Source organism: Paenibacillus sp. FSL K6-1230, assembly GCF_038002385.1.
Taxonomy (GTDB): domain Bacteria; phylum Bacillota; class Bacilli; order Paenibacillales; family Paenibacillaceae; genus Paenibacillus; species Paenibacillus massiliensis.
The window spans coordinates 1,880,454-1,903,988 of sequence record NZ_JBBOCK010000001.1; the positions used below are offsets into that span (position 1 = coordinate 1,880,454).

The window sequence follows — 23,535 nt, forward strand, 5'->3', positions numbered from 1 at the left end:
GGTGTCTCTCTAGCAGGATATGCCGCAGTCCGCTGTCGATATTCCTCTTTTTGGAAGATGATAGTCCCCAGCTTATAGCATATATAGGCGAATCGTGAGTAGCCTTGACCAGATTTTGTGCAGCTTTTGTGCAGCGAGGAGGTAATCGTCGTTATCTTAGATGAAAGAGACCGCAATTCATGACAGATACCACGACCTTAGGCTCGTACTGCCATTGCATCTCCTCTCTGCGAGCCTGAAACTGTTCACGTATGGCGCTCTGACGCTCTTCATCCTGTCCTTTCAGCAGATCCTCGTAATATAGATCCACGACGCTCAGCTCCTCGGCAAGCCGTTCTCTGGCTTGATCAGCCCAGGAATAGTCACGATGCTGAATCTGGCGCAGCACATGCTGCTCCAGGGCACGAGTCGCTTCCTGTATACTCAGCTTGGCTGTCTGCACATGCATGTTGCCAGCCATCTGTGGACTTAACTGCTTGCGGTTCAGCAATTTACCGAAATCCTGCTGGATCTGTCCGCTACGTAGGGAGATGCCGAGAAAATGCAGCTCCTCCCGCTTGAGATCGCAGGTGAATTCGACCTTGAAGCATGCACCAAGCCAGCTCTCATACATAACGGGAGTACGCGCATTGAGCTGTCGCTGGAGCGGAAGCTCGAAGAGATTCACATATCGCCCCCCGTCCTTGGCAGCTGCGAAGATCTGCTGCAGTCTGCGGCTGCCATAGATGACATCCTCACGCAGAATTCGATTAGGACCCAGCTGTGGCATAGGGGGAAGCGCCCCCATATACCTGGAGAGGAGTGAGTTATTTGAGTTGTCCTCGCCAGAATTACCGTTCATTTGGGTTGGGTTGCTGGTGCCGCCCGGGATGCCGAGCTTGCCCGAATGTTTAAATGCTTCTTTAGCCGCCAGATCCTCATCGTAGGTAGCTTTGTCAAATACGAAGGTGAATGACATCGTCTCAGCCGGAACCCCCGTCCGTTCAACATAGCCCCAATAGTAAGGGCGGTTCGTTAGGGCTTTATCCGCTTCTGGTGACAGCTTGACCGTCACATGGCAGGGTGATTTCTCAATGATGGTGCTTCCAGTCGCCTCCAGATAGGTCATAACGAATTGCTGTACTTGCTCGGTACTCATACTCATGAATGGGCTCCTCCCTGAGTCCTTTCCTGTGTGCCCAACTCCTGACGGATGGATTCCAAGGAATGACCAAGTGTATGCACCTTACTACGAATCTCCTCATCCGATTTCGATTCCAGCATAATTTTGAATAGACTTTTCTCTATGTTCTCCTGCTGCTCATAACGCTCCAGAATAACGTCCAGGCCGCCGATGACCATCTCGAACATGTTGATCTTCTCGTGCAGCAGGTTCAAGATATGCTCCTCAATGGTGCCTTGCGTAGACAGGTTATAGATTTGGACGTCATTCTGCTGACCCAGCCGGTGCACTCTCCCGATCCGCTGCTCTACACGCATGGGATTCCATGGAAGATCGAAGTTAATCATGTGATGACAAAATTGCAGATTGATGCCCTCGCCGCCGGCTTCTGTTGCAATCATCACCTGCACCTTGCCCCGGAACAGATCCATCATCCAGTCCTTGCGTCCCCGGTTCATCCCGCCACGATAAGGGACAGCTGTCAGGCCACGTTCACGGAAGTAATTCAGAAGGTATTCCTGTGTGGCCCTGTACTCCGTAAAGACAATGACCTTCTCGTTCATGTTCCGTACAAGCTCCATTGTTTTCTCGGCTTTGGTATTGGCTTTAATCGCTTTGATGGCGGCGACGAGCTCCCAGATCCGATCGCGAACCGGCGAATCTGGTGCCAGCTTCTTCGCCAGATTCACCAGTGTTACGAACACGGCGTCCCGGCTACTGCATACCTCGCGCTGCAGGGTCACCATGGATAGCATGCTGCTGAGACTGCCGCCAGATGCCTCGTATTGATCCTTCACAAAGGAGGTCACACCTTCATAGAGCGCACGTTCATCCGCTGAGAGCTGAAGATTGATATTGGATACATTACGCTTGGTGAATTGGACGGGCCCCTCACCACGTCTGTTGCGGATCATGACCTTGGACAGCTCCTCCTTGAGCTGGTCCTCATTCTTCGGTACACGCTTGTCGACGACAAAGTTGGCTGCAAAATCCCCCTGACGCCCCAACTGTCCTGGCTTCAGTAGGGTGATCAGGTTAAACAGCTCTGACAGATCGTTTTGGACCGGTGTCGCCGTCAATAGCAGGCAGTACTTTTTGCGCAGCTTGGTGATGAACTGGTAGTTGGTGGTCTTCTTGTTCTTCAGCTTATGGGCTTCATCAATAATGACCAGATCATAATCGGTATCGAGCAGTATATCGCGATGGGGCTCGCGCTTGGCTGTGTCGATGGAAGCCACAACCACATCGGAATACCAGGTATGGGCTTTCTTCTGGGCAACTGCAGTAATACCAAACTTACTGTTCAGCTCCCGTACCCACTGCAGGACAAGTGAGGCGGGGACGAGAATCAATATTTTGGAAGCCAGGCCGCGAAGCATATATTCCTTTAGAATCATGCCAGCTTCTATCGTTTTGCCGAGTCCTACCTCATCAGCCAGAATCGCGCGCCCGGACATATTGAACAGAACTTTGCGGGCTGTATCCAACTGATGGGGGAGCGGGGTCAGGTCCTGAAGGTGCTTCAAGCATTGCAGCTCATCGAAGCTCGGAATCAGATTTGCTTGCTCGGCCTGCATGGTAAGCCTGAACAAATCCCAGTCTCCCCAAGGTCCTCCTTTGCGAACACGCTGATCCAGCTCTTCTGCCCAGTCACGGTCGAATTGTACCGGTACCGGCAGCTGGGGGACATCCTGTGTTGTCGACGAATGATGCGGATTCACGAACCATCCCTCCCTCTGCTGTCACTTTTTCGAACTAGGCGGGCAGTTCGGGCTCTGGGCGTCGATCCCGATGACATAGCCGCTAGTCGGATATATGAGTATATTTGTAGTATGGGCGTTAGGCAGGAGATTCATAACCTAAAGTATGTCATTCCATCAGAATGAAACGATGAAAGAAGGGTGTACATAGTTGAATGGTGAGGATGTATACAGAGGAAAGAAAGGCATGTACACAGATGAAAGAAAAGTATGGAGTCAAATGCAAGGAAGCGATGTGCTCCAAGGAAGATGGATCGGGAGCCAGACGAAACGAATGTAACGGCAATAGAAAAGCATTGGTTATTCGTAGCAGAGAAGTAGTGGTTGAATGATGGATGAGCAGAAGGTAATTAGAAGGTGAGTAGGAAATGAGGAAGAGCGTGAAGAGGAATGAGTATGAATATGCAGGCGGGAGAAAAAAAGAAAAAAAGAGAATGAGTCTGAAAAAGATTGGTAGCAGTCATAAGATAGAGGAAGAAGACGAAAATTCACAAAATCGAAATGATTTAATCCATATATAGTATAGTATAATATGATTCGCACACAATATATTGTGATATTACATAAAGGAACGTCTAACGACACTGTTCACAGAAGACAGGCTACGTTTAGCTGATGCTTTCTTGCGATAATCGAATGGTCACCTCCGCTGAAAATGTATAACTTCAATTATCCTGGAAGAAGCACGCTTGAGCTGTCATATTGTCAGTTTTTATTTTACAGATCATCTGAATTCTATACAGGAGGTTGTTATCATTGACTACCACTCACCATTCCCAGCGCCTGACCGGACTTAGCGAGAAGATCTTCCTTGATCGTTATGCATGGAAGGATGCCGATACCAATCACGCTAAGGTCGGAGATGTCGTGCTGGTCTTGACGAAGGATGATCCTAAGTTCCCGACCAAGGAGGTCGGTGAGATTGTCAGCCGCGAAGGCCGCAAGGTTATTGTGAAGACACGCACGGGACAACTGGTCGAATCCGATGTGGAGAAGCTGACCTTGAACATCGAGAAGACGCCAGAGGAAATGTGGGATCGTCTCGCTGGAGCCATGGCTTCTGTAGAGAGTACGCCAGAGCTACAGCAGGAATGGAAGACCAAGTTCCGCACCATCCTGGATGACTGGAAGCTGGTACCTGGAGGTCGAATTGCCGCAGGCGCCGGGGCCAGCGATGAGCTGACGCTGTTCAACTGTTATGTTATCCCTTCACCTAAGGATAGCCGTGGCGGTATTATGCAGACCTTGTCCGAGATGACTGAGATCATGGCCCGTGGTGGTGGCGTAGGGATTAACCTGTCTTCTCTGCGACCTCGCCGAGCAGTAGTTAAAGGTGTGAACGGCTCGTCTAGTGGAGCTGTGTCCTGGGGTGGTCTGTTTAGTTATACGACTGGATTGATTGAGCAAGGTGGAAGTCGCCGTGGTGCCTTGATGCTAATGATCAATGACTGGCATCCGGATGTGCTGGATTTCATTACCGTGAAGCAGACTATGGGACAAGTTACTAATGCCAATCTCTCGGTCTGTGTCAGCAATAGCTTCATGAAGGCCGTGAAGGAGGATCTGGACTGGGAGCTGGCGTTCCCTGATACGAACGAGCCTGATTATAACGAGGTATGGGATGGTGATCTGGAGCAGTGGAAGGCCAGTGGGCGTAAGGTCATTCCATATCGCACCGTCAAGGCGCGTGAAATCTGGCATACCATCATCGAATCCGCTTGGAAGTCCGCCGAGCCAGGGGTCGTATTCATGGAATACTACAATCAGATGTCCAACAGCTGGTATTTCAATCCGATTATCTGTACTAATCCATGCGCCGAACAGGGGCTTCCAGCTTGGGGAGTTTGCAACCTCTCAGCCATCAATCTGTCCAAGTTCTATGATGAGGAGCAGCAGGATGTGGCCTGGGAGGATCTAGCAACCACGACTCGCTACTCGGTACGCTTTCTGGATAACGTCATTGACAAGACACCCTATCATTTTCCGGAAAATGAACAGAACCAAAAGCTTGAGCGTCGTGTAGGACTTGGCACGATGGGCTTGGCTGAGCTGATGATCAAGCTCAAGATCCGCTACGGTAGCCCCGAATCATTGGAGTTCCTGGACAAGCTGTATGGCTTCATTGCGCGGGAGGCGTATCTGGCCTCTGCTGATATTGCTGAAGAGAAAGGTTCCTTCCAGGCCTTTGATGCAGAGAAATATCTGCAAAGCGGCTTCATGAAGAATATGACGGAGATCTATCCTGAGATCCGTGCGGCTGTGACGGAAAAGGGCATACGCAATGTAACGGTCATTACGCAAGCACCGACGGGCAGCACGGGCACTATGGTAGGTACGTCCACCGGAATTGAGCCTTATTTTGCATTCAAGTACTTCCGTCAGAGCCGTCTAGGCTTCGATGAGCAATTCGTCCCGATTGCACAGGAATGGCTGGATGCGCATCCGGGTGAGTCATTACCGGACTACTTCATCACCGCGATGGATCTGTCTGCGGAGGATCATATCCGCGCTCAGGCAGCCATCCAGCGCTGGGTAGATAGCTCGATCTCCAAGACAGCCAATTGCCCGGCTGACTTCACCGTAGAAGAGACCAAGAGATTGTATGAGCTGGCGTTCGATCTGGGCTGCAAAGGGGTAACCATCTACCGGGATGGAAGCCGGGATGTGCAGGTGCTGTCGACTGGCAAGAAGGACGAAGACACCAAGGATGCCCCTGCGAAGGAGACACCTGGAGCTGAGGCAGTACAGGAGGCACAGGCTAATACTATTGGTGAAGCAGATGCTACTGTCATCTCTGGAGCATCGGAAGCGAGTGAACATAATAGCGCGGCTGCTTCAACTGCGTTATCGGGCTCGGCTACCTCAGCCAACATTGGTGCGCAAGGAAAGGTCGTGGACAAGCAGTACAAGAGCCGTCCACAGGTGCTACGCGGAGCGACCTACAAGATCAATACCCCGTTCGGGATGGCATATATTACGATTAATGATCTGAACGGCATTCCTGCCGAAATCTTCCTGAATGTCGGTAAGGCAGGCTCGGATGTATTCGCCATGGCTGAGGCGCTTGGCCGAGTATGCTCCTTGTTCTTGCGTTATGGAGATCATGGTCAGAAGGTAGAGCTGCTAGTGAAGCATCTGAAGGGCATTGGCGGTTCCGGCGCCATTGGCTTCGGTGTGAACCGCGTAGAGTCTATTGCCGATGCGGTGGCCAAGGCACTGGAGACGCATGTGCAAGCTAACGCTATAGATGCACATGGACTGGAAGTGGCTCCGATTGCTGCTACGCTCGACGTAGAGACTCCGAATGGGGAGCATGCACAGTTGAAGGCGAATTCCGCGGGACAGCACGTCCATTCTGCGGATAGTCATGCCACTGATGCTGCTGGCAAGCATGGTACAACGGAAAGAGGTGCCTACCCAGCAAGCCTTACAGCGACGGCCGCCAGAGATCTATGTCCATCCTGCGGATCGGCTTCGCTTATGAATGTAGAGGGGTGCAAAACGTGTAGTAATTGCGGGTATAGCCGCTGTTCTTGAGGTGGTTTTTCAGAATAGATAATATGTTAGTTGTTTTCACTTTAAATGATAAATGTTTCATTTAAAATGATAATCAGCAATTGTATGTACTCTTGTTTACAATTATCAATGTATTTATTTCTAACGCGGTAGCATCTTTTAAATATGCTACCGCGTTTCTTTATGTAATAAAGAGATACCTAGGAAAAATTTAATTGTAAAACAATATTATTGGATGGTTCTATCGGCACATCTGATTGACCGCATGCAAACCTAGAAAAATGATATTGACAGATAATTATCCTAATATTATGATATATTTATTATAAAATTAGGATAAAGGAGATTTTAAAATGAATATTTTATCGGTTGTTCTTCAAGGTTTGCTAGGATTAGGGTTTCTGATGTTTGGATTTATGAAGTTTGGTTCAAAACAAATGGTTGATGAATTCCAGCGTTATGGATATTCGGGATCATTTCGCTACTTTACAGGTTTCATTGAAGTGATTGCGGCAATACTCATGATTGTGGGAATATGGATTGATTCGTTAGCTGCATGGGGAAGTCTTCTTATTGTCATAACGATGCTGGGTGGTGTGGGTACGCATATGAAAGTCAAAGATCCAGTCAACAAAATGATGATGCCCATCATCTTACTTATTCTCGGACTCGTTGTATTCCTCATTCATTTTGATTCATTAGTTTAAGTATGCATTTCGTTTGTGATTCTGAATGAATCGTATTCCATACCCTATTTTTCGGAAGGAGTCAGTTGATGGACGACCAAAGTAATCTTGATTTGCGATTATTCCGAGTGTGGATGAAGTCGACCAGAGCAGCAGCCAAAAACATTGAGAAAGATATTCAAAGTAACAACATTAGCATTGAGAACTTCATTACGCTCGAATTGCTATACAGCAAGGGTCCACAGACAGTACAACAAATTAGCGAGCGGCTATCCATCCCGAGTGGAAGCATAACTTATGTGATTAATAAGTTGGAAAAGAAGGGACTTGTGGAGAGGAAACAACACCCTGAGGACAAAAGGGTATTTCATGTCATCCTCACAGAACAAGGAAAAGAGTTGTTTGACGAGATTTTTCCCAAACACGTTGAAATGATATCCCGAAGCTTTTCTTTTATTTCCGATGAGGAAAAAAAACAACTCATTGATCTGCTTAAAAGAATCGGATTCGGGATTCAGAATATGCAAGAAGAATAAATTTCAGCAAACAATATAGTACGTGGTTAATTGAATGGAAAGAAGGGGAACTTGTGAGCGAACAATTTGATGTTATGGAGTTTGGACTGAGCACGTTCCTTGAAGCTAAGCCAAGACAGGGCGGCGTAACGCATGCGGAAAGACTCCGGCAAGCCGTGGATGAAGCGGTATTAGCAGAACAAGTCGGATTAGACGTTTATGCTATTGGCGAGCATCACCGTGTTGAATATGCAAGTTCGGCACCTACAACGATTTTAGCTGCCATTGCTGCCAAAACGAATCGAATTCGTCTTTCAAGTGCAGTATCGGTCTTATCTTCCGACGATCCGGTTAGAGTATACCAAAATTTCGCAACATTGGACGGGCTCTCTAACGGACGAGCAGAGATTATGGCTGGCAGGGGATCATTTATTGAGTCCTTTCCTTTGTTTGGGTATACACTGGATGATTATAACGAGTTATTTGAGGAGAAGCTGGACTTGCTTCTCAACATTGTTTCTTCGGAAAAAGTAACCTGGAGCGGGAATCATCGTACAGCTATTCATGATTTAGGAGTCTATCCCCGTGCCGTTCAGGATCCGTTGCCAGTGTGGATTGGTACTGGAGGAAACGCGAATTCGGCCATTCGAGCAGGTCTTTTGGGATTGCCGGTGTGTTTTGCCATCATTGGGGGATCTCCAGCACGATTCGCTTCATTGATAAATTTATATAAAGAAGCCGCCAAACAAGCAGGACATGACCATCGTAAATTGAAGATCGCTGTACATTCGCACGGTTTCATTAAAGAGGATGCGGAAGAAGCCGCTAATTTGTATTTCCCAGCTGTCGTGGATCTTATAAATGTGATTGGACGTGAACGAGGTTTTGCGGAATACACACGCCAATCTTTTGAAGCAGCAAGAAGTTTGGAAGGCGCGTTGTATTTGGGAGATCCAGAGTACGTTGCCGAAAAAATCGTATTACTGAAGAAAAACTTGGGATTAACGCGTTTCCTGCTTCATATCGATATTAGCACCTTGCCTCATCGCGACCTGATGCAAACGATTGAATTATTCGGAACTAAAGTAGTGCCTATGGTAAAGAAAGAACTTGCGCCATTTCGTAATACTTGACATGTATGAATTTATAGCACGAATTCAAGCCTGTCGGGACAAGAACATGATCCCATTAGAGTCGCTAATTAAGAGGCCCTTTTATTTTATCGTTAAAGCGAATTGATTAACCATAAAAAGAACCACATGTCCATAAAATAAGATACGGAGTTAATATTATACCTGATTGTGTTGCATTATAAAAATATGCAGAAACAAGTTAGCCGATTTACATTATAGTTCGGAGTAGGCATTGCTCTATAGGATTGAACACAAGAAGGACGTGGGTAAAGAACTCACGTCTTTCTTGTGTTTATGTACGTCGTAATCTGGTTATGTACGTAATCCGAAGGATGACCAAAAGCAATTTTTTAGTTAGAACCCTTGTCCAGCGATTTGCGACATACATACACAAAAGCTGGAGGGAGATTGCATGGCACGAACTCAATCTTCTCGATCTCCAGGTGCTTTGCCCACCGTTTTTTCATGTAGGGGGTGTACTGATAGGAGACGATCATACCTCCTGGCTTAAGTGCTGCAATCATTTGCTGAAGTAATTTGCCCCGCATGTCATTCGAAAAAATAAACAAGGGCAATCCGCATATGATGCAGTCTAGTTGATGGATCTGTTCTTCATTCATTTTTTTTATCAAATAGCTAGCATTGGAGTGGAAGCTAAAGCCAGGAAACTGGGATTTCAGATAGTCCCGCATGTTTCTGTCACGCTCGAATAACAATACTTTTGTGGAAGGTGATACTTGTTCCCTGATGAAGCGCGTGATAGCACCTGTACCTGCGCCAAGTTCTGCCACAGTCCTGACCTCATCCCACGGAACAGACTGAACGACCCTCGTTGCCAGATACCGAGAACTTGGGAGAATTCCTCCTACGCGTGTTGGATTGCTAAGAAAGCCTTTCAGGAACAGCAGGTATTCGTAAATATTCAATTCATAATCCCCCGTTGTATATGACTCCATACAAGGCAACCGCAGTTGGAGCGTAAATACACCATGACCATGATTCAGTGTTAAGGTGCCTTGATGCGATTCAACAATATTTCTAGCGATGGACAGGCCCAGTCCAAAATAAAAGTACCTAAAAACAAGGGAGATATTAGATATGGAAAAAAGTCACGAACCAATCTTGCTCCCATATGCGAGTCGTTTCTACAAAGAGAGTGATGAGTAAATTGTTAATAACGACCGTAATCATTAGACTGAGCACCATACGAATTAAGATGTGACCTGAATTTTCTTTTTCGGAGATTTTGGGTTGTGGTTCATTCCATTTTATACCCGACCCCCCACACTGTTTTGATATATTGCGGATGTCTCGGGGATTCCTCCAATTTTTCGCGCAGATTACGAATGTGGACCATTACTGTATTGTTGGAGAATCCATAGGATTCTTTCCATATAGTTTCGTAGATGTGTTCGGAGCTGAATACCTGTCCAGGATGACTGGCAAGCAAAAGCAGAATAGCAAATTCCATTGGCGTGATTGCAAGTTCATTTCCTTTTATCCTTACGGAATGTTTGCTCTTATCTATGACCAGATCTCTGATGAGGATAAGGTTTTTGGATTCCTCTTGTCCGATCAAGGATTGCCGTCGTAATTGTGCTTTTACGCGAGCGAGCAATTCAAGGGGATTGAACGGCTTGACCATGTAATCGTCTGCTCCTGTTGTCAGCCCTGTAATCTTATCAATATCCTCTTCCTTGGCTGACAGCATGATAATCGGCATATTGGATATTTCCCGTATTTTAAGGCAGGCTGTGATTCCATCCATTCCAGGCATCATAACATCAAGGATAACTAGCTGGATGGGCTTTGCTTTAATTACATTCAGAGCTTCTTCGCCATCAGCAGCCTCGATTACAGCATAACCTTCGTTGCGAATATAAATATGGATAACGTCTCGAATGTCTGGATCATCGTCGACGACCAGGATTGTATTCATATGCTTTGAACTTCCTTTCTGAATGCTTCGAGAATCAAAGGGTTATTCTAATTGTCTTCTTTCTTACGACATACATACACGAAGGCAGGAGGAATATTGAGGGGTACCCATTCCATTTTCTCAATGACAAACTTCTCCGCGAGCTGCTTCTTCATTTGAAGTGAATATTGAAAAGCGACGAATATACCTCCTGGCTTGAGAGCCTGGTAAATTTGTTCAACCAGAGTTTCTCTTAAATCACTTTCAAAGTTGAAGAACGGAAGACAGCTAAAAATGCAATCCAACTGATCAATATTCTGCTGTTTTATTGTTTCTACCAAGGCCGCTGCGTTAGGATGGATACTCAGGTCTGGATAATTCTTTTGCAGATTATTTCTCATGGTTGTATTCATTTCAAACAGGAAAACTTTTGTGTCCTCACCTGCACGTTCATGAATGTATTGGGTGATTGCACCGGTTCCGGAACCAAGCTCGGCGACTGCCTTGACTTCCTGCCAAGCTGCTTGTCTAACCATGGCTTTAGCCAGAAAGCGAGAGCTTGGAATAATGCTTCCTACATGCTTGGGGCTATGAACAAAGCTTCGCAAAAATAAAAGATACTCATTGGATTTCATCGGTTATTCCTCCATTATAGTCAGTATGTTAGGATCAACACGCTTTTGTCTATGAACTGAAGTGTTCAAAAAGTGAAGCAAACATATCCAAGATGGCGGTACCAAACAAAGTCCCTAACATGAAATAAGTGGTAGTCCAGAAAATAGCACTCGAATACGAAAGGAAAATGAACTTTTTATATTGTGTGCCACCCAGTCCAACTAATAGCGGCATGAAATAACGTACAATAGGAATAAACATGCCGATACACATGGCCCAATCGCCTTTTTTTTGAAGAAGTAACTCCGCTTTTTGATAGTGATTATTGTCATTCAGCCTTCTTTTTAGCCTCTGTCCGAACAATCTTCCAGCACAATATGAGATCGTAATCGCTGTTAGCAATCCTGCCAGAATGCAGAAGTATGTTAACCAATGATTAATAGCACCTGTATGGCTGAGGATCGCGCCACTAAGAATGGTCACTTCATTAGGAATGGGAACGCCAAACGGGCCTAAGGAGAAGGCGAGAAAAAAGAAAAGATAGCTATATTGATGGATTAGCTCCATCAGCGTGTTACTGATCATTATTTCAGCTCCTCGTGTTGATAAAGCTATAATAATGATAAAAACTAAGGAAATAAGAAGGGTAATTCTAAAGAAAATATAAAGAAATTCTAAAGAAAATCTAAAGAGGCCAGCATAGAATGGTAAAAAATTGAAGAAAGCACCTCCTATTGTTGAACGTTATCGAACAATGGAGGTGCTTCACATAGAATGAGCTTCTTGCTGTTTTGGCACGTGAGAGTTCCAAACCTTAACTTGATAGGATTATTCTACAATCTCTTGTTTTTTCTGTCCAACTTCGAGAAGTAGAGAGTAAGGGGGGATTAAATGTACGAGACGGTATGACAGATTATTAGCCAAGTGCGACGGTTCCTCTGGAAAGGATACGTGAGCGGTTCTCCTAGCGGCCCGACATGCATTTCATTTCCAGTGGGTGTCGCACTTATTCATCCATGAAGTTCAGTTCTTTTTTTCCACCGCATGGCCGCCAAACTCATTCCGAAGTGCAGCGACTACTTTTCCAGTAAAGGTGTCTTCATCTAATGAACGGTAACGCATCAATAATGACATTGCAATAACAGGGGTGGCCGTTTGCAGATCTAGTGCAGTCTCCACTGTCCACTTTCCTTCCCCGGAAGAATGCATGATACCTTTGATTTCATCTAGCTTTGCATCTTTAGAAAATGCTTGCTCCGTTAACTCCATGAGCCATGAACGAATAACCGAGCCGTTATTCCACACTCTGGCCACTTTTTCGAAATCAAAATCGAACTCGCTCTTCTTCAACAATTCGAAACCTTCTCCGATCGCTGCCATCATTGCGTACTCAATACCGTTATGAACCATTTTCAAAAAATGACCGCTACCTGCTTGTCCAGCATATAAAAAGCCATTCTCAACAGCGGTATCTCTAAAAATAGGTTCAACAATATTCCAAGCCTCATGATCTCCACCAATCATATAACAAGCACCGTTTCGCGCGCCTGCCATTCCTCCAGAAGTACCAGCATCCATAAAGTGGACCCCTGCTTTTTTTAACTCATGATATCGACGAATGGATTCTCTGTAATGTGAATTTCCTGCTTCAATCATAATGTCACCATTACTTAAATAAGGCTTGAGTTCATGAATTACCGAATCCACGACGTTGTGAGGAACCATGATCCAAATTACACGTGGTTGTTCCAAAGACTGAACGAGATGCTGCAAATCGGTGGCCCCTTGGATTCCATGTTTATTTACTTCTTCAACGGCTGTAGTATTTACATCAAATGCTACTACATGATGTTGGTTGTCAATTAAGTTTTGTGCCAGGTTAAATCCCATTTTTCCCAATCCAATAAGTCCTACTTTCAAATTGATTCCTCCTCTTATAGTACATAAATTTTGTTTACCACCATTTAAATCCATCTGATTCTAACAACTGATGGGCAGCTTCAGGCCCCATTGTACCTGCTGAATATTCGTGAAGGGGAAGGCCATTTTGATCAAATGTCTCTAATATGGGCTGAATCCATCTCCAAGACAATTCAACCTCATCCCAATGAGCGAAGAAGGTGGAGTCTCCACGAAGAGCATCCAGTAGCAGAAGCTCATATGATTCAGGAATATTATTATTGGTGTCGGTAAAGTTAACTTTAATGGGTTCTAATTTCCCAGTTATAGAGTTTTTTCTATTTATTTGCATCGACACTCCTTCGGAGGGGCTTACACTAATCATAAATAGATTGGGGGTTACGTCCTGCTTTTCATTAGACAAGCTATTTACTGTATTTTTGAATTCAATGACAATTTTTGTTGACTTTTCTGACATTCTTTTGCCTGTCCGAATATAGAAGGGAACTCCATCCCAAATGGAATCATCGATCCACAGACGAGCAGCCACGAAAGTGTCATTTTTAGATGATATATCAATGTTAGGTTCCTCTAAGTATCCAGGAACAGGTGTACCGTTTATCTCTCCCGGACCATATTGACCACGAACAACGTGAATTCCTACGGAGTCTTTATGCAAAGGCCGTAACGATTGCATCACTTTCTTTTTGACTTGCCTGATTTCTTTAGCCCTGATTTGCTTTGGGAGATGCATTGCTGTCATTACTACTAACTGCAGTAAGTGATTTTGAACCATATCACGAATAGCGCCCACTTTATCGTAATAAGCAGCTCTCTGTTCTACTCCAACGGTTTCGCTCGCTGTAATTTGAACGTTAGCAACAAATTGATTGTTCCAGAGTGACTGCAACATGGGGTTAGCAAATCCCAGTGATTCCAGGTTTTGAACCATAGGTTTTCCCAAATAATGATCAATAATAAAAATCTCTTCTTCATTAAAAGCCTTATTAAGCTCGGAATTTAATTCTTTAGCAGATTCTAAATCATGTCCGAAGGGCTTCTCGATAATCAATCGTTTCCATCCCGTTGTTTCTCCTAAGCCACTTTCCATAATGTTATAGGCAATGACATTAAAGAATTTAGGGGCAACCGACAAATAGAACATTCGATTTTCTTTAATACCCAGTTCCTGTTCCTTTTTCTGTGCAATTCGAAGTATTTTTTTGTATCCTTCTGATTCATTGACATCAAGTTGAACGTATTGAAACTGATTACTGAATCTTTTTTTCAGAGACAAATCTTTTTCAGAATGCCTGGAAAAAGTGAGCAAAGCTTCTTCTATACGTGCTTGAAATTCAACCTGAGATAATGATTCTAAACCAACCCCAATCAATGACATCGTATCAGGTAATTTCTGATCCAAATATAAATTAAATAGTGCAGGGTAGATTTTTCTACTTGCTAAATCACCTGTAGCACCAAACAGGACAAAGGTCATAGAGTCCATGTCTCATTCCTCCTATTTTGCACGATCAATGTTGATGCTCTCTGACCGCTCATTCCTGCGATGAAAAATATTTCCGCCTTGGCTCATAGTCAAGAGCAGCCTCAACCCGAGACTTATGAGAGCCAAATTAGTATATTATTTATATTTCATGTTGGTAAGTACGCACTTTAATCACACATAGTGAGAAAAAGTATACTATTGCTAATGTCAAGGAAATAACACTGGTGGTTATGAACAACCTAGAAAGAGCTGAGGCTTGCAGCTAGAAGAGATTGCATGTGAAAGAAACAATAGCCAGAGTTTGAATACCTGTGTTACTATGGTTTACTTCTGTTACGATCTGGCTTATGATCCATACCAGACATCCTTACATCAGTAACCATCAGGGGGGCTTATGAGAAAAGCGAACACCAGGCTAATGAAAGAAATCAATCTGAACCATGTGCGTGAAGTCATGCAGCGGGTCGAGACGGCGACCAAGCCTCAGCTGGCTTCCATGACCAAGCTGAGTGTGGTTACGATTAACTCGTTGATCAGGGAACTACACGAACGAGGAGAAGTATTTGAAGATATGGTGGTTCCATCCAATGGTGGCCGACCGGCACAGACCTACCGCTACAACTATGAGCACAGCCTTGCGCTTGTCTTGTATTTGAAGGAAACGCAGGGGCAGGAGCTGGTCTCGGCAATGGTAATTAATCTGGAGAATACCCTTCTATCCAAGCAGGATTATGTAATGCCGAGTTTTGATAAGCAGCAGCTATACGGGATTATTACTCATTTCATCTCTACATACCCAGCGATCAAGATCATGGGCATCGGTATTCCAGGGCAGGTAGTTAATGGTGAAATTACAGTCAGTAGCCATCAAGAGCTAATGGGCTCCCACCTGATTAAAGAGATTGAACTCGAATATGGATTACGAGTTATGGTTGAAAATGATGTCAATGCTGCCGTTAGCGGGTATTGCCTGAAGCAAGAACAAGAAGAGGGACAGGAGCAATGCGTAGTAGGTATCTATTTTCCCAACAGATATCCGCCAGGGATGGGTATTCTATGGAATGGGCAAGTCATGAGAGGCAAACAAGGCATGTCGGGTGAAATCAAGTTTCTTCCTAACAGTCCTGACTGGATGAACAAGATGGCCAGTCATACTTTTGTCGAGGCTGTCTGTACGATTCTTCATACGGTCAATGCGGTGCTTGCTCCAGATCAGATCATTATTTATCAGGATCGAGTGGAGGAGCAGCATTTGAATGAGGCCTGGAATACTTATCGGGATACACACCCCATGGCGTCCTGTTCCGAGATCATATTACAGGAGACTTTTCAACAGGATTACGAGGCAGGTCTGCGCAAAATGACCTTGAAGGAATTACAATTGAGCGGGATGCTCATCCCATAATCGAAGCAACGACCTGGAGTTTCTTCCAGACTACTTTTTTACTATGCATGGGGTAGAGATGATGTCTTGACAAAGATAACATCCTGCCCCATATTATTATGTGTATTTTATAAAGATGGTTTATTAAGCGGATAAGCAACATCATCATCATTTCCTAATAAGGAGAGAATATTTCTATGGCAACCTGGTTTTTAATAGTGATTTATCTTGCTTTTATTAGCCTTGGACTTCCGGATTCACTGCTTGGTTCGGCTTGGCCCGTCATGTGGCCTGAGATTGGTTCAACGCTGGGCTCTGCAGGTCTCATATCCATGATTATTGCGGTAGGCACGATCATTTCAAGTCTGGCCAGTGGCAGAATGATTCAGTTGCTGGGTACAGGCAAGATTACCATGGGTAGCTGCTTACTTACCGCCGTGTCTCTGCTAGGCTTTTCTATGGCTCCGTCCATGCTCTGGTTAATCGTGCTGGCTGTACCACTCGGTATGGGGGCCGGTGCAGTCGATGCAGCATTGAACCACTACGTAGCTGATAATTACAAGGCTCACCACATGAACTGGCTGCACTGCTTCTGGGGCGTAGGTGCAACTATGGGGCCAATCATCATGGCCACTTACCTTGCCGGGGAGCATTCCTGGAGAGGAGGGTATGCTGCAGTAGCTATTATTCAATTTATCCTTGTGGTTGTACTTCTGCTGACGTTACCTTTATGGAAGCGTGTAGCAGCCGCCCGAGAACAGGAGCAACCAGCACGCAGTGAACAAGACACTAGCCTGCAAGCAGATGCAGAGGTCATTCTTCCAGTAAAGGTCCTTCGATTGAGGGGGGTCAAGCCTTCGTTATTCGCATTTCTTCTGTATTGCGGAGTAGAGACGACAGTAGGGCTGTGGGGAGCCAGCTACTTGGTTCAGTCAAGACAGGTGACAGCAGAAATGGCTGCGGGATGGATTTCATTGTATTATGGCGGCATCACCTTTGGCAGATTGATTACGGGCTTTATTACATTAAAAGTGCAAAATCGTCATCTGATTCGTTACGGCCAGCTGATCACGGTCATAGGCGGGCTTGTACTCTTGCTGCCGCTACCAGCATCACTATCAATCGTGGGATTTATCCTGATCGGGCTAGGCCTCGCTCCTATCTATCCTGGATTATTGCATGAGACACCTGCCCGGTTCGGAAGAGAGCATTCAGCCAAATTAATGGGATACCAGATGGCCGTTGCCTATAGTGGGACTACGCTTGTACCGCCATTGTTCGGGCTTCTTGCTGCGCAAGTCAGCACGGACTTGTTCCCGGTTGTTGTACTTATTCTATTGGTATTAATGCTGTTCAGTGTCGAAAAGGTCAATCAAATATTAAAGAGATCTAATACACTCCACAATAAAAAGCACATGCCGTATTGAATTGTAATGGTGGAAATAGTAACTAAAAAAATAACATTTGACATGAAACTAGTTACATGAAATAAGCTTGATGTGTAGCCGGCAACGCTTGATATACATGCAAGGTGATGCTCAACATCCACTTTATAAATGATCATTATAAAGATTGATTAGTAAGCGGGCTGATGTCTGTCCGAATACGATTTCGTGCTCGAATGGTCTGCAGCGACTTTATACATTTTAGGTACTAGACTTCGTGTAAGGAGGTATTGAGAGCCATGTTACAGTGGATTCTGGCGGCATGTTCTCTGATAGGCGTGTATGTAATAGCTAGATGAGTGGTCAACTGGCGTCGGACTCATGTCATAGCTCGGCAGAGGTATGAGTCCTTCCAAAGGGATTGGGAAGGTATTGAAGAGGATGTTCATGCTGAAAATGAAGTAAGTGCCAAGAAATCATCTTAATTACTTTTCATGGAGGTTCATAATATGATTAAACTCGTAGTAACTGATTTGGATGGGACATTTCTGAATAACAAGAGTACATTTGATGTGGAGCTATTTAATGAGGTTCACGCGGAGATGCAAGAGCAGGGGATCACATTCGTTGCATGCACTGGTAAACAATGCGAGCGGGTTGAAAAGCTGTTCGGGGAACATGGTAAAGGGATATGGATTCTGGGGGATAGCGCAGCGAGAATAAAAAGAGACGGGGAAGTCGTCAAGGAATTCACGATTGCTCGGGAGCTGGCTCTTCAGGCTATTGAGGAGATTCAAGCCTTTGATCCGGAGATGACGCTCATTGTGTGTGGTAGTGATGCTGCCTATGTCCTGTCATCCATTCCGGAGGATATGTACAAGGTAGTGAAGGGCTCTTATGAGCAAGTGATCAAGCTGAATTCCTTCCAGCAGATTACTAGTGACTTTATTAAAATCACCGTATTCGATGTAAAGGAGCGGTGTGGAGCACTGAGAAAGCATGTTGAGAAGAAGCTGGATGGGCAAATATACATTGTGGATTCAGAGCCCAGATGGCTGGATATTACGGCGCTGCATACGCACAAAGGTGAGACGGTCAAGAAGCTGCAAGAGATGCTGGGTGTCACTTTTGAAGAGACGATGTCATTTGGAGATGGAGAGAATGATGTGGAGCTTATGGCGATTGCAAAATACAGCTTTGCAGTAAGTAATGCTTGTGATAATACGAAAAGGGCTGCAAGCTTCATTACAAAATCTAACGAAGAGAATGCAGTACTGCTTACGATACAAAAGATTATAGAGCTACAAAAGAAGTAAGCTTGACGAGATTCCCCTCACGAATTAGCACCGTCGGAGGGGATTTTTGTATGATAGAGAAGAAAAGGATATCAAGCCTAAAGGAGAGAAGTAGATGAGCCAGAGAATCGAGTGGGAATCAGGTCGATGGTTGAATCCTCCCCTGTCTGCGATACGTGAAGGAGAAGTCTTTAAGGTTGCCCCTGAACAAGGGAAGGATTTCTGGAAGAAAACCTTATATGGATTTGAGCATGAAGATGGAGCTGCCTTGTTGACCGAATGGGATAACACATCAGCCGTGGAGGTCTCCTTTCTGCTGTCCTCCTTCACCGAGCTATATGACCAGGCAGGCGTGCTGCTGTATCATGGTCCTGCGCAATGGATCAAGACTGGAATTGAGATTAACGATGGTATTCCTCAGCTCTCAGCAGTCGTCACCGATGGTTACTCGGATTGGTCGCTTGCTGCTGTGCCCGAATGGATCGGGGAAGAGGTTACCATACGCTGCTCGATCATTAAAGATGCTGTGGTCATTCGTGCACGGACAAAGCATCATCCATGGCGTACCATTCGTGTGGCGCGTTTTCCTTATCTCACTGGAAATGAAGCCGGCCCTTTTGCTTGCTCTCCAACCCGGGATGGGTTCGAGGTTACCTTCACTCGTTGGTGCTTGGCGGAGCCAGATCAAGAGCTTCACATGGAGCCTTCATTAGAGTAGTCGTATCGCATAGCGCATAGCATGAGACCCATTAGAGCACCTTCAGCAATATGCCTTCATGTCTTTAAATGTGAGGGATAGCTGAAGGTGTTTTTTTGCTACGTTGGAAACAAGAGCCAATGGATCAAAGCCGGTGGTGGAATAATGTAAGAAAATGTGGAAAAAAGGAAGAAGAATAGAGATGCCTGATTGATATAATAGGGATATTATGGTATTTTAAATGTAAGCGATTACAAAAATGCTAAATATTGATAATACGCTTCATTTTGAAATTTGGAGGTGAGGGACAAAAGGAAGTGAAGTAAGGGTAACAATACACGAGCTTAAGGAGGATTAGATATAATGAAACCAAGTTCCAAGAAGCTGCTCCCACTGCTTATCGCTATAGTCATGAGTACCTCTTCCTCAGCAACCGTATCACTGGCTAGTGATATGACTCCTAGCGCTGCTCCTACATTCAGCAATGTATCCGTTCATGATCCGTCTGTGATCAGAGCGAACGGAACCTACTACGTGTTTGGTTCACACCTCGCCTCGGCCAAGACTAACGATCTGATGCGCTGGACACAAATCTCATCATCCGTGCACAATGGGAATCCTTTAATCCCTAATGTACTTACAGAGCTTGCTGCTGCGTTCCAATGGGCGGAGACGGATACATTATGGGCAGCAGATGTGGTTCAATTAAATGATGGGAAGTACTACATGTACTACAATGCTTGCAAGGGAGATTCTCCTCGGTCAGCGATGGGCGTAGCCGTGGCTGATAACATCGAGGGACCCTACAAGGATAAAGGGATTTTTCTGAAGTCAGGAATGTGGGGGGAACCGAGTGAGGACGGAACCGTCTATGATGCTACCAAGCATCCTAATGTGGTCGATCCGCATACCTTCTTTGATAAAAATAACAATCTGTGGATGGTCTATGGATCTTACTCTGGTGGAATCTATATTTTGAAAATGAACCCTCAAACAGGATTTCCTTATCCCAATCAAGGGTACGGCAAAAAATTGTTAGGGGCCAATCATAGTCGAATTGAAGCACCTTATATGCTTTACAGTCCAGAGACGGACTATTACTATCTCTTTCTTTCATACGGGGGACTGTCAGCTGATGGAGGATATAACATACGTGTAGCTCGCTCCAAGTCTCCTGATGGACCATTTGTGGATGCGAAAGGAAATGATATGACTCGAGTTGGAGGGAAAGCAGGTACATTTTTTGATGACAATGCGATTGCGCCTTACGGTGTGAAGCTGATGGGGAACTACCAATTCGAACCTGTTCAAGGTGAATCATCCCATACTGGCTCTGGTTACGTATCTCCGGGTCACAATTCGGCATATTATGATGAGCAGACCAAGCAATACTACCTAATCTTCCATTCTCGGTTCCCTTCTCGGGGCGAGGAGCATGAAGTGCGGGTACATCAGATGTTTATGAACAAGAACGGCTGGCCAGTAGTCGCCCCTCATCGATATGCACAAGAAACAGCGGGGAACTACAAAAAAGAAGATGTAACGGGCCAATATAAATATTTGAATCATGGCAAGGATATTTCCGCAACGATCAAAAAATCCAGTCTAATTAACTTTAATGATAATGGTACAATCTCTGGCAGCGTATCAGGTACTTGGCGATTGAAGGAGAAGCATAGAATCGAACTGGTCATTAACGGTGTGGACTACCATGGTGTATTTGTTCGCCAATGGGATGAGGGAACGAAGACAAACGTTATGACCTTCACTGCGCTATCTAATGAAGGTGAAGCCGTATGGGGAAGCCACACGGCGACAGGCAATTAATTACATGAGGGCGCACTTCGAAATTAGTACCTGTAAGTCAACATCTATGAAAAAGTGAGAAGGAGCTATGAAGCTCAAGATCCGAACTACTAAGACTAGAACTTCTAAGATCAGAAATGCTAAGATCAGAAATACTAAGATCAGAAATACTAAGATCAGAAATACTAAGATCAGAAATACTAAGATCAGAAATACTAAGATCAACACTTTGAAGCTCAGACTTTAGCTACTCTCAAACGCCCCTACTGGAATCTTGAAGGGTAGGTAATAGGAACAATAGATTAGCGGCTTCTCATGTAACCCCCTGGCATGCCAGGGGGTTACTTATCGTCCATGCAAGAGCTTTGACGAACAGGCGAATGCATGTATAAAGCTGTGGGATTGGGCGCAAGATCCTTATGTTATATACGATGATCTATGATTCCGGGGGATGCATCCGTAGGAGCACCTTCAAGGGTATCTTCATGTCATAAGATGTGAAGGACACTTGTTACTACCTCTTGTAGTAGATCACAGAGATTGCGGATTTTATTGGAAGTAAGGATCTATCCGTTGCAAATATAAGGGTTTTACAGTATATAATTGTAATCGCTTACAGTTATATGATTTACTTAAAAATAAACTGGATCCAGGAGGTGAATAATTGAATTCGGTAAATATAGTAATTAAATGAATTTTATATAAATAGGGAGGATTCTGATTTTATGAAACTGAGGTCTAACAAGCTAGTGCCACTAGTTATTTCTATGTTATTGATTACTTCTTCGTCTGGAACGATATCGATGGCTAGTGATACTCCTGCTCCTACATTTTCTAATGTATCTGTTCATGATCCGTCAGTTATTAAAGCTAACGGGACTTACTATGTATTTGGTTCACATCTCGCAGCGGCCAAGAGCAACGATCTAATGCATTGGACTCAAATCTCATCATCAGTACGTAATGGCAATCCTCTAATTCCTAATGTGTTCACAGAGCTTAAGGATGTTTTTGCTTGGGCTGGGACGGATACATTGTGGGCAGCAGACGTAATACAGTTAGAGGATGGTAAATTTTATATGTACTACAATGCCTGTAAGGAAGACTCTCCTCGTTCCGCCATGGGGGTAGCAGTAGCTGATAACATAGAGGGACCTTACACGGATAAAGGGATTTTTCTGAAGTCTGGCATGTGGGGAGAGCGGAGTGAGGACGGCACCATCTATGATGCTACCAAGCATCCTAATGTAGTCGATCCGCATACCTTCTTTGATAAAAATGGGGAACTTTGGATGGTATATGGCTCTTATTCAGGGGGGATCTATATTATGAAAATGAATCCTCAGACAGGCCTTCCTTATCCCAATCAAGGATATGGTAAAAAACTGTTAGGAGGCAACCACAGTCGCATAGAAGCACCTTACATGTTATACAGTCCGGATACTGACTATTATTATCTCTTCGTTACATATGGAGGATTGACAGCAGATGGGGGATACAATATTCGTGTTTCTCGTTCCAAATCCCCTGACGGTCCGTTTGTTGATGCAAAAGGCAATAATATGACCCGTGTAGGAGGCAAAAAGGGTTCATTTTTTGATGATGATGCTATTGCACCTTATGGGGTGAAATTATTAGGCAACTATCAGTTTGAACAGGTTCAAGGGGAACCGCGACATTCAGGAACGGGTTATGTCTCTCCTGGTCACAACTCAGCATACTATGATCCACAAACTCAAGAGTATTTTCTCATTTTTCACTCTCGGTTCCCATCCCGGGGTGAACAGCATGAAGTACGGGTACATCAAATGTTCCTAAATAAGGACGGCTGGCCAGTAGTCGCCCCTCATCGATATGCACAAGAAACAGCGGGGAACTACAAAAAAGATGATGTAACGGGCCAATATAAATATTTGAATCATGGCAAGGATATTTCCACAACGATCAAAAAATCCAGTCTAATTAACTTTAATGATAATGGTACAATCTCTGGCAGCGTATCAGGTACTTGGCGACTGAAGGAGAAGCATAGAATCGAACTGGTCATTAACGGTGTGGACTACCATGGTGTATTTGTTCGCCAATGGGATGAGGGAACGAAGACAAACGTTATGACCTTCACTGCGCTATCTAATGAAGGTGAAGCCGTATGGGGAAGTCACACGGCGTCAAGCAATTAATACATGGGGCGCACTTCGAAATTAGTACCTGTAAGCCAACATCTATGAAAAGTGAGGAGGAGCTATGAAGCTCAAGA

Annotated in this window: 20 protein-coding genes; 12 read left to right on the forward strand and 8 right to left on the reverse strand. The window is 44.8% G+C overall.

The window, feature by feature from the left end:
• Positions 1–151: 151 nt before the first annotated feature.
• On the reverse strand, positions 152–1,144 hold the full coding sequence (locus MKX74_RS08315) for a YqhG family protein (protein WP_341178046.1): 993 nt from the start codon (positions 1,142–1,144) through the stop codon (positions 152–154).
• Positions 1,141–2,883 carry a DEAD/DEAH box helicase gene (locus tag MKX74_RS08320; RefSeq protein ID WP_018885860.1) on the reverse strand — a complete coding sequence of 581 codons (1,743 nt, stop codon included), beginning with the start codon at positions 2,881–2,883 and terminating at the stop codon, positions 1,141–1,143. Before MKX74_RS08320 ends, MKX74_RS08315 begins: the two co-directional genes overlap by 4 nt.
• A gap of 236 nt (positions 2,884–3,119) precedes the next feature.
• Here MKX74_RS08320 and MKX74_RS08325 point away from each other — a divergent pair, with 236 nt between their 5' ends.
• From MKX74_RS08325 to MKX74_RS08350, 6 genes are all read left to right on the forward strand, one after another.
• Entirely contained in the window at positions 3,120–3,254 is a 135-nt protein-coding gene (locus MKX74_RS08325; RefSeq protein WP_341178047.1) for a hypothetical protein, read from the forward strand.
• 48 nt (positions 3,255–3,302) lie between these two features.
• Positions 3,303–3,443 carry a hypothetical protein gene (locus MKX74_RS08330; protein ID WP_341178048.1) on the forward strand — a complete coding sequence of 47 codons (141 nt, stop codon included), beginning with the start codon at positions 3,303–3,305 and terminating at the stop codon, positions 3,441–3,443.
• 235 nt (positions 3,444–3,678) lie between these two features.
• On the forward strand, positions 3,679–6,459 hold the full coding sequence (locus tag MKX74_RS08335; protein WP_341178049.1) for an adenosylcobalamin-dependent ribonucleoside-diphosphate reductase: 2,781 nt from the start codon (positions 3,679–3,681) through the stop codon (positions 6,457–6,459).
• A 332-nt stretch (positions 6,460–6,791) separates the two neighbouring features.
• Positions 6,792–7,145 (forward strand): DoxX family protein, encoded by a 354-nt coding sequence (locus MKX74_RS08340; protein ID WP_341178050.1) that lies wholly within the window; start codon positions 6,792–6,794, stop codon positions 7,143–7,145.
• A gap of 65 nt (positions 7,146–7,210) precedes the next feature.
• Complete coding sequence (locus tag MKX74_RS08345) at positions 7,211–7,660, forward strand: MarR family winged helix-turn-helix transcriptional regulator (RefSeq protein ID WP_445667256.1); 450 nt, start codon at positions 7,211–7,213, stop codon at positions 7,658–7,660.
• Between the two features lie 74 nt (positions 7,661–7,734).
• Positions 7,735–8,772, forward strand: a complete 1,038-nt coding sequence (locus tag MKX74_RS08350) for an LLM class flavin-dependent oxidoreductase (protein ID WP_341180538.1) — start codon at positions 7,735–7,737, stop codon at positions 8,770–8,772.
• 350 nt (positions 8,773–9,122) lie between these two features.
• Here the strand turns inward: MKX74_RS08350 and MKX74_RS08355 are convergent, their stop codons facing one another.
• The 6 genes from MKX74_RS08355 to zwf form a co-directional block, all read right to left on the reverse strand.
• Positions 9,123–9,563: a class I SAM-dependent methyltransferase gene (locus tag MKX74_RS08355; protein WP_341178052.1), complete on the reverse strand. Its 441-nt coding sequence runs from the start codon at positions 9,561–9,563 to the stop codon at positions 9,123–9,125.
• Between the two features lie 467 nt (positions 9,564–10,030).
• A complete protein-coding gene (locus MKX74_RS08360; RefSeq protein ID WP_341178053.1) occupies positions 10,031–10,711 on the reverse strand; it encodes a response regulator transcription factor in 681 nt (226 codons plus the stop codon).
• A gap of 47 nt (positions 10,712–10,758) precedes the next feature.
• Complete coding sequence (locus MKX74_RS08365) at positions 10,759–11,325, reverse strand: class I SAM-dependent methyltransferase (RefSeq protein ID WP_341178054.1); 567 nt, start codon at positions 11,323–11,325, stop codon at positions 10,759–10,761.
• 49 nt (positions 11,326–11,374) lie between these two features.
• Positions 11,375–11,890, reverse strand: coding sequence for a DedA family protein (locus tag MKX74_RS08370; RefSeq protein WP_341178055.1), 516 nt, complete (start codon positions 11,888–11,890; stop codon positions 11,375–11,377).
• Between the two features lie 438 nt (positions 11,891–12,328).
• Positions 12,329–13,225, reverse strand: coding sequence for a phosphogluconate dehydrogenase (NAD(+)-dependent, decarboxylating) (gnd, locus tag MKX74_RS08375; RefSeq protein WP_028592203.1), 897 nt, complete (start codon positions 13,223–13,225; stop codon positions 12,329–12,331).
• A 34-nt stretch (positions 13,226–13,259) separates the two neighbouring features.
• Complete coding sequence (gene zwf / locus MKX74_RS08380; protein WP_341178056.1) at positions 13,260–14,711, reverse strand: glucose-6-phosphate dehydrogenase; 1,452 nt, start codon at positions 14,709–14,711, stop codon at positions 13,260–13,262.
• A 394-nt stretch (positions 14,712–15,105) separates the two neighbouring features.
• On the opposite strand from zwf, the gene MKX74_RS08385 reads away from it, so the two are divergent.
• From MKX74_RS08385 to MKX74_RS08410, 6 genes are all read left to right on the forward strand, one after another.
• Positions 15,106–16,116, forward strand: a complete 1,011-nt coding sequence (locus tag MKX74_RS08385; protein WP_341178057.1) for an ROK family protein — start codon at positions 15,106–15,108, stop codon at positions 16,114–16,116.
• Positions 16,117–16,292: 176 nt separating this feature from the next.
• Positions 16,293–17,522: an MFS transporter gene (locus MKX74_RS08390; protein WP_341178058.1), complete on the forward strand. Its 1,230-nt coding sequence runs from the start codon at positions 16,293–16,295 to the stop codon at positions 17,520–17,522.
• 467 nt (positions 17,523–17,989) lie between these two features.
• A complete protein-coding gene (locus tag MKX74_RS08395) occupies positions 17,990–18,796 on the forward strand; it encodes a Cof-type HAD-IIB family hydrolase (protein WP_341178059.1) in 807 nt (268 codons plus the stop codon).
• Between the two features lie 94 nt (positions 18,797–18,890).
• Positions 18,891–19,493: a DUF1349 domain-containing protein gene (locus MKX74_RS08400; protein WP_133568147.1), complete on the forward strand. Its 603-nt coding sequence runs from the start codon at positions 18,891–18,893 to the stop codon at positions 19,491–19,493.
• 390 nt (positions 19,494–19,883) lie between these two features.
• Positions 19,884–21,299, forward strand: coding sequence for a glycoside hydrolase family 43 protein (locus tag MKX74_RS08405; RefSeq protein ID WP_445667310.1), 1,416 nt, complete (start codon positions 19,884–19,886; stop codon positions 21,297–21,299).
• A 746-nt stretch (positions 21,300–22,045) separates the two neighbouring features.
• Entirely contained in the window at positions 22,046–23,458 is a 1,413-nt protein-coding gene (locus tag MKX74_RS08410) for a glycoside hydrolase family 43 protein (protein ID WP_445667257.1), read from the forward strand.
• The last annotated feature ends 77 nt before the right edge of the window (positions 23,459–23,535 follow it).

Coding starts and splice junctions, on each gene's coding strand:
- zwf (WP_341178056.1), bottom strand. CDS start 14,711: ATGGACTCTATGACCTTTGTCCTGTTTGGTGCTACAGGTGATTTAGCA.
- MKX74_RS08315 (WP_341178046.1), bottom strand. CDS start 1,144: ATGAGTATGAGTACCGAGCAAGTACAGCAATTCGTTATGACCTATCTG.
- MKX74_RS08385 (WP_341178057.1), top strand. CDS start 15,106: ATGAGAAAAGCGAACACCAGGCTAATGAAAGAAATCAATCTGAACCAT.
- MKX74_RS08400 (WP_133568147.1), top strand. CDS start 18,891: ATGAGCCAGAGAATCGAGTGGGAATCAGGTCGATGGTTGAATCCTCCC.
- MKX74_RS08410 (WP_445667257.1), top strand. CDS start 22,046: ATGTTATTGATTACTTCTTCGTCTGGAACGATATCGATGGCTAGTGAT.
- MKX74_RS08390 (WP_341178058.1), top strand. CDS start 16,293: ATGGCAACCTGGTTTTTAATAGTGATTTATCTTGCTTTTATTAGCCTT.
- MKX74_RS08325 (WP_341178047.1), top strand. CDS start 3,120: ATGAAAGAAAAGTATGGAGTCAAATGCAAGGAAGCGATGTGCTCCAAG.
- MKX74_RS08350 (WP_341180538.1), top strand. CDS start 7,735: ATGGAGTTTGGACTGAGCACGTTCCTTGAAGCTAAGCCAAGACAGGGC.
- MKX74_RS08370 (WP_341178055.1), bottom strand. CDS start 11,890: ATGATCAGTAACACGCTGATGGAGCTAATCCATCAATATAGCTATCTT.
- MKX74_RS08360 (WP_341178053.1), bottom strand. CDS start 10,711: ATGAATACAATCCTGGTCGTCGACGATGATCCAGACATTCGAGACGTT.
- MKX74_RS08395 (WP_341178059.1), top strand. CDS start 17,990: ATGATTAAACTCGTAGTAACTGATTTGGATGGGACATTTCTGAATAAC.
- MKX74_RS08340 (WP_341178050.1), top strand. CDS start 6,792: ATGAATATTTTATCGGTTGTTCTTCAAGGTTTGCTAGGATTAGGGTTT.
- MKX74_RS08365 (WP_341178054.1), bottom strand. CDS start 11,325: ATGAAATCCAATGAGTATCTTTTATTTTTGCGAAGCTTTGTTCATAGC.
- MKX74_RS08405 (WP_445667310.1), top strand. CDS start 19,884: ATGAGTACCTCTTCCTCAGCAACCGTATCACTGGCTAGTGATATGACT.